The 6,317-nt window shown below is 70.6% G+C and carries 6 protein-coding genes; 5 read left to right on the top strand and 1 reads right to left on the bottom strand.

What is annotated here, in order from left to right:
* Positions 1-348 precede the first annotated feature (348 nt).
* Positions 349-825 carry a DUF4126 family protein gene (locus tag V7D28_RS13065; RefSeq protein ID WP_333587821.1) on the bottom strand — a complete coding sequence of 159 codons (477 nt, stop codon included), beginning with the start codon at positions 823-825 and terminating at the stop codon, positions 349-351.
* A 141-nt stretch (positions 826-966) separates the two neighbouring features.
* Between V7D28_RS13065 and V7D28_RS13060 the strand changes: the two genes are divergently transcribed.
* The 5 genes from V7D28_RS13060 (at position 967) to V7D28_RS13040 (ending at position 6,262) form a co-directional block, all read left to right on the top strand.
* Positions 967-1,545, top strand: a complete 579-nt coding sequence (locus tag V7D28_RS13060) for a hypothetical protein (protein WP_333587820.1) — start codon at positions 967-969, stop codon at positions 1,543-1,545.
* Positions 1,542-2,591 (top strand): OmpA family protein, encoded by a 1,050-nt coding sequence (locus tag V7D28_RS13055; RefSeq protein ID WP_333587819.1) that lies wholly within the window; start codon positions 1,542-1,544, stop codon positions 2,589-2,591. Before V7D28_RS13060 ends, V7D28_RS13055 begins: the two co-directional genes overlap by 4 nt.
* A 73-nt stretch (positions 2,592-2,664) precedes the next feature.
* Entirely contained in the window at positions 2,665-2,850 is a 186-nt protein-coding gene (locus V7D28_RS13050) for a DUF3008 family protein (protein WP_333587822.1), read from the top strand.
* A gap of 102 nt (positions 2,851-2,952) precedes the next feature.
* Complete coding sequence (locus V7D28_RS13045) at positions 2,953-3,930, top strand: NAD-dependent epimerase/dehydratase family protein (RefSeq protein ID WP_333587818.1); 978 nt, start codon at positions 2,953-2,955, stop codon at positions 3,928-3,930.
* Between the two features lie 169 nt (positions 3,931-4,099).
* Positions 4,100-6,262, top strand: coding sequence for an AGE family epimerase/isomerase (locus V7D28_RS13040; RefSeq protein WP_333587817.1), 2,163 nt, complete (start codon positions 4,100-4,102; stop codon positions 6,260-6,262).
* Positions 6,263-6,317: the final 55 nt, after the last annotated feature.

Raw genomic sequence — 6,317 nt, 5'->3', positions numbered from 1 at the left:
AGGCGCCTAGCCCGCGGACGTGGCGAAACCGGTAGACGCAGCAGACTTTGACCATTGGAGTGCCCGCGGAGAAATCTGCGGCGTAGAACCGCTCAAACTCGGGGAAGGCTAAAGGCGCGTGCTCCGTGCCCATGCGAATCCCGAGCCAAGCCTTCGGCCCGCCGAAGGAAGGTGTAGAGACTAGACGGGCGGCGCCTAAGGCCCTGGCGGCTATGGCGAAGGGATAGTCCAGACCACGAACGCCCGGACGGGCGGCGGCGAAAGCCGAAGTGGTACGAAAATCTGCTTTCCGAAAGGGAGTGCGGGTTCGAGCCCCGCCGTCCGCACCAATCCCAGAAATGCGGACCTTTAGCGCCGCGCGGGCGCCAGAGGCCGATCGGCCGCCTGGCAGAGCGCATGCCGGGCGAGCGCCAGGCACAAGGCGTCCTCCACAAGCCCCGTCGGCGTCTGACCGAACCTGGCCATGGCCTGTTTACGCAAGGCAAGTGTGACGTAAGAGGCGCCGATCGCCGCAAGGCCGCCCAGCACCGCCCCGCCGATCGCCTGACGTCGGGGGGCCAGGGCCGCGCCGGCCAGGGCTCCGGTCATGGCGCGCACGATGAGGCCCGGCGCCACGGTGCGGTCCGGCGCTGAGGCCTGCTTGTCGCCCATCAGTTCGCCCGCCGCCGCCAGCTTGGCGAAGAGGGCCGCAGACGGACGGCCGAGCCAGCGCGGCGCCCCGTTGTCGGCTGGCAGGGACCCGGAGGCCGCGGCGTCGCTGACCACCGTGAAGGGGGTCATGGCCCGGGCGCCGGCCACCAGGCCGATAAGAAGGGAAGGGATCATGGCCAGCTCCTGTTGCGCTCGCCGCTTTGAACCCGCGAGCGCGCGATTGGCTCCTTTGGCGCCCGCCGCGCTGAACGCATCAGGCTCTGGAGGGTTTGAACCGGCGAAGCTCGCCTCTGCGTGATCCGGGAGACCCTTAGCATGTTCAAACCGACCTTCCTGGCGGCCAGCCTGTCTGGCGCGGCCCTGCTGCTCGGCGCCTGCGGGCAGGACGCCGCCGCGCCGGCCTCCCCCGAAGCGACGACCAGCCCCGCCGCTGCGCCGACAGCCCCGGTGGCCGCGCCGGCGCAGGGCGCCGCCAATCTCTGGCGGTCGGGCGAGGCCGCGCCCCTGGACGTTCAGGTGGCCCATCCCAATGGCGTGGTCCTTCAGCTCACCTCGCTGCAGACGAGGCCCACCGAGACGGTGGTCGGCGTGCGCATCCTGAACGGCGACGAGCGCGAGGTGCAGCTCAACCGGTTCAACAATCGGCAGGGCTATCTAGTGCTCGACAATGGCGAGCGGCTCTATCTGTCGCCCCCGGCGGGCAATACGCGGCTGATCGTCCAGCCCGGCCAGACCCTGGAGGGCGAACTGGTCTTCCTGGGCCGGATCGCCCAGGCGGGTTCGGCGGTGCTGGTGCTGAACGAGAACAGCTCCACCGACAACCGCTACACCAACACACCTGGCTTTCGGGTGAACCTGGATCTGGCCAGCCTCGCCGCCGGAGTCGCCCCGTGAGGCGCGCCCGCCAAATCGCCCTAGCCGCTGCCGCCCTGGCGCCGCTCGGCCTCGCCGCCTGCGGCCAGGGGGGCGGCCAGCCCGCCGTGATCGAGCAGCAGATCGCCCACCCCAACGGTGTCGTGCTCCAGGTCCTGTCGGCGCGGGCGGGCTCGGACCTCGCAGAGGTGAGCCTCCGCATCATCAACGGCCGGGACCGGGCCGTGGAGTTCAATCGCGGCCAGGAGCGAACCTTCCTCATCACTGGATCGGGCGAACGCCTGCCGCTGGTCCCCGCGCCCACCAATACCAGCCTCAACATCCCGGCCGGCCAGATGATCGAAGCCGTCCTGGTGTTCCAGGGCGCCCTGCCGCGGGGCGAGGCGGTGACCCTGGTGGTCAATGAGAACGGGCAGGCCGACAATCCCCATACCGCCTCCCCCCGCTTCGAAAGCCGGTTCAGCCTGGATGGCGGCTTCGGGGCCCGGGGCATTGGCGAGGCCTCGTCCCTGTCGGGCATGCGGCCGGTCCCGGCGTCCACCTTGCAGATCGGCGCGGCCTCGGGCTCGAGCCTCGCCGCCGGTGAGCGGAGCGCCAGCGCGCTTCAGGCCATCGAGGCGCTCAAGACGGAACTGGGGGCGCGCGAGAGCGAGCGCGGCGCGGTGGTCTCCCTGGCCGGAGACGTCACCTTCGACTTCGATCAGGCGACGATCCGGCAGGCGGCGCGCCCCACCCTCGACCGTCTGGCCGAACTGGTCCGCCTGCAGGAGGGCGTCACCGCCATTGAAGGGCATACCGACGGCGTGGGCGAGGACGCCTACAACCAGCGTCTGTCCGAGCAGCGCGCCCAGGCGGTGAAGGACTATCTGGTCTCCCGCGGCGTCCCGGCCGAGCGCCTCAGCGCCGCAGGCTTCGGCAAGACCCGCCCCGTCGCCCCCAATAGACGACCGGACGGCGCCGACGATGAGGAAGGCCGAAGCCGCAACCGTCGGGTGGAGGTGATCCTGGCGGCTGACCGTGCCGCCGCAGACGCCCCGGCGCGCTCCACCCTGTCCCCAGCGCCCTGACCCCGCGCGGTTCTGGAACCACATCCCCGGGCGACCGGTTGGCTCTATGTCTCAGAACAGCGAGGTGAACCCGATGCCCGCCAAGTCCGGCGCCCAGCAAAAGGCCGCAGGCGCAGCCCTGTCGGCCAAACGCGGCGACACGCCCGAGAGCAAGCTAAAGGGCGCGTCCAAGTCCATGGCCGAGTCCATGTCCGAGAAGGAATTGGAAAAGATGGCCTCGACCTCCCGCAAGGATAAGCCCGAGCACAAGTCGGGGTGAAGGGGAGGGCGGCTTCGCCCCCTTCACCCCGGCCCTGTTTCATGCGAACCGTGCCCGCCCTGGGCGCATGGGCGCCGGAGCGCGAGGCGTCTGACCTGATCCATGGCGGGACCCGTCCTAGTCACCGGCGCGGCCGGCTTTGTCGGCATGCACGTGGCCGAGCGCCTGCTTCAGCGGGGGGAGGAGGTCGTCGGGCTCGACGTCTTCAACGCCTATTACGACCCGGCGCTCAAGGCCGCGCGGGCCGAGCGCCTGGCGGCCTATGCCGGCTTCAGCCTGGTGCGCACCGATGTGGCCGAGGCCGACGCGCTGGCCGAGCTGTTGGCCGGCCGGAGGATCACGCGGGTGGTGCACCTGGCCGCCCAGGCCGGGGTCCGTTATTCTCTGGAAAATCCCTTCGCCTACGAGCGCTCCAATCTGGCCGGCCATCTGGCGGTTCTGGAGGCCTGCCGCCGGGCGCCGGATTTCGCCCATCTGGTCTATGCGTCATCCTCGTCCGTCTATGGGGACAGGCCCGGCGCCGGGGAGGGTTTCACCGAGGACGACGCGGCCGCCGAACCCGTCTCGCTCTATGCGGCCACCAAGCGGTCCTGCGAGCTGATGAGCTTCGCCTATGGGCGGCTCTATGGTCTGTCCCAGACCGGCCTGCGGTTCTTCACCGTCTATGGTCCCTGGGGCCGCCCGGACATGGCCTATTACAGCTTCACCCGGAAGATCCTGGCCGATGAGCCCATCGAGGTGTTCGGCGAAGGCCGGATGGCGCGGGACTTCACCTATATCGACGACATCGTGGACGGGGTGATCGGCGCCCTGGACCGCCCGCCGCAGGTCGGCGTCAACCGCATCCTGAATATCGGCGACAGCCGACCGGTGGGTCTGATGCGGATGATCGAGGTGCTGGAAAAGGCCCTGGGCAAGCCGGCCAACAAGGTCTTCAAGCCCATGCAACCGGGCGACGTGACCCAGACCTATGCCGATATTTCCCGGCTCGCCGCCCTGACCGGCTATGCGCCGAAGGTCGCGTTGGAGGAGGGGCTGCCGCGCTTCGTGGACTGGTACCGGCGTTTCAACGCCCGGTAGGCGCCTGCGCGTGTTATCGCAGCGCAATAAAACTGGTCGATAAGCTGGCGGCGGCGCAGTTTGAGCCGCATGAGGCTTGGCCGGCGTGGGGCTTGCACGCTAACGACAGGCTGGCTCGACGTTGCGCCGAAACGCGACGGCCGGGCGGGGGCATTGGAGAGTTTTTCGCGTGGCGGTCTATCCCGTAATCATGTGCGGCGGCGCCGGCACGCGGCTGTGGCCCGCCTCCACCCCTGCCCATCCCAAGCAGTTCCTGGCCCTGACGGGCGAGGCCTCTATGTTCCAGGAGACGGTTCTCCGGGTGGCTGGCGTCGCCGGCGCGCGTCAGGTGGTCGTCGTGGCTGGGCGGGGCCATGGCCGGCTGATCGCCGAACAGCTGGCCGTCCTGGACGTGCCGGCCGTGGTCCTGCTGGAGCCTGAGGCGCGGGACTCCGCGCCGGCCATGGCTGCGGCCTGCGCCTGGATCGCGGGGCAGGACCCGGATGGCGTGGCTGTCGTCGTGGCCGCCGATCACCACGTTCCCGACCCCGCGGCCTTTCGCGCCGCCGCCGACCAGGCGGTCAATGCGGCCCGGGCCGGTCATATCGTCACCCTGGGGATCGCGCCGCGGGAGGCCTCCACCGCCTATGGCTATATCTCGCCGGGCGAGGCCGCCGACGGTGCGCGCAAGGTGGCCGCCTTCGTGGAAAAGCCCGATGCGGCCACGGCCCGGTCCTATATCGACCAGGGCTATCTCTGGAACAGCGGCAACTTCGTGGTCTCCGCCCAGGTTCTGCTGGACGAGCTGGACGCCTTCGCGCCGGAGATCGCCCGGGCGGCGCGCTCGGCGGTGGAGGGATCACAAGCCGCGGACGGCGACGCCGGCCTGCTGGGGCCCGCCTTCCGTCAGGCGCCCAAGATCTCCATCGACTATGCGGTGATGGAAAAGACCCGCCGGGCCGCGGTCCTGCCGGTGGATTTCGCCTGGTCGGACCTGGGCGCTTGGGACGCCGTCCATGCGGCGGGCGCCGCCGATGACGCCGGCAATGTGGTGCAGGGGCAAGCCGTTCTCGTTGAGGCCGTCGGCAACCTGGTCCGGGCGAGCCAGGGGACCCAGGTGGCGCTGGTGGGCGTGCGCGACCTTGCCGTCGTCGTCGAGGGCGGCCAGGTGCTGGTCTGCGATCTGGCGGAGAGCCAGAAGGTCAAGGCCGCCGTGGAGGCGGTGAAGGCCAAGGGGCGCCCGGCGCGGTTCGCCAGCCTGGCCGAGGCCGCCGACTGGTTCGACACCTGGCTGCGCACCTCCGCCCTGCCGCTTTGGTGGACCGTGGGCGCCGACCATGTGGCCGGCGGCTTCCGCGAGGCCCTCAGCCCCGAGGGCCGGCCCGTGGCCGCCCCGCGCCGGTCGCGGGTGCAGACCCGCCAGACCTTCGTCTACGCCACCGCCGGCCTGATGGGGTGGGAGGGGCCGTGGCGCGACGCCGCCTGGCACGGCATGACCTATTTCCTCGACCGTTACCGTCGGCCCGACGGCCTGTTCCGCGCCCTGGTGGCCGAGAGCGGCGAGGCGCTGGACGAGACCGCGGCCCTCTATGACCAGGCCTTCGCCCTGCTGGCCATGGCGACCCTGCACGAGGCTGACCCCGGCCATGCGGATCTGGCCGGCGAGGGCGCGCGTCTGCTGGCCGCCCTCCAATCCCTGCGCCATTCGCAAGGCGGCTTCCGCGAAACCGGCGCCCATCCCTTCCAGGCCAACGCCCACATGCATCTGCTGGAGGCGGCCCTGGCCTGGATGGAGGCGGGCGGCGGCCCCGAATGGCGGGCCCTGGCCGAAGAGATCGTCGAGCTGGCGCTCGCCCGCTTCATCGATCCGGCCGGCGGCTTCCTGCGCGAATTCTTCGCCGCCGACTGGTCGCCCGCGTCCGGCGAGGACGGCCGCCTGGTCGAGCCGGGTCATCAGTTTGAATGGGCCTGGCTGCTGACCCGCTGGGGCCGGGCCACCGGAGACGCCCGCTGCGCCCCGGCGGCCAAGCGGCTCTATGCGGCGGGCCTGCGCGGCATAGACCCCGCCCGCGGCGTGGCCATCAACGCCCTGAACGATGACTTCACACCCCGCGACCAGGCCGCCCGGCTGTGGCCGCAGACGGAATGGCTGAAGGCCGCCGTGATCCTTGGGAAAGACCCCCTGCCGGCGGCCACCGCCCTGGCCGCCTATCTGGCGCCCGCCGCCTGGTGGGACCTGATGGCCCCAGACGGAACCTTCCGCCCCGAACCCGCCCCGGCGAGTTCATTTTATCACATCCTGGGCGCCTGCCGTGAGATCACGGCCGCCCGCAACCTTGAGCAGAGTTTCTGAATGCAAGTGGCGATGATCGGGACGGGCTATGTGGGCCTGGTGAGCGGGGCGTGCT

The sequence above is a fragment of the Phenylobacterium sp. genome (assembly GCF_036723115.1).
Taxonomy (GTDB): Bacteria; Pseudomonadota; Alphaproteobacteria; order Caulobacterales; family Caulobacteraceae; genus Phenylobacterium.
This window is presented reverse-complemented; position numbering and strand designations above follow the sequence as displayed.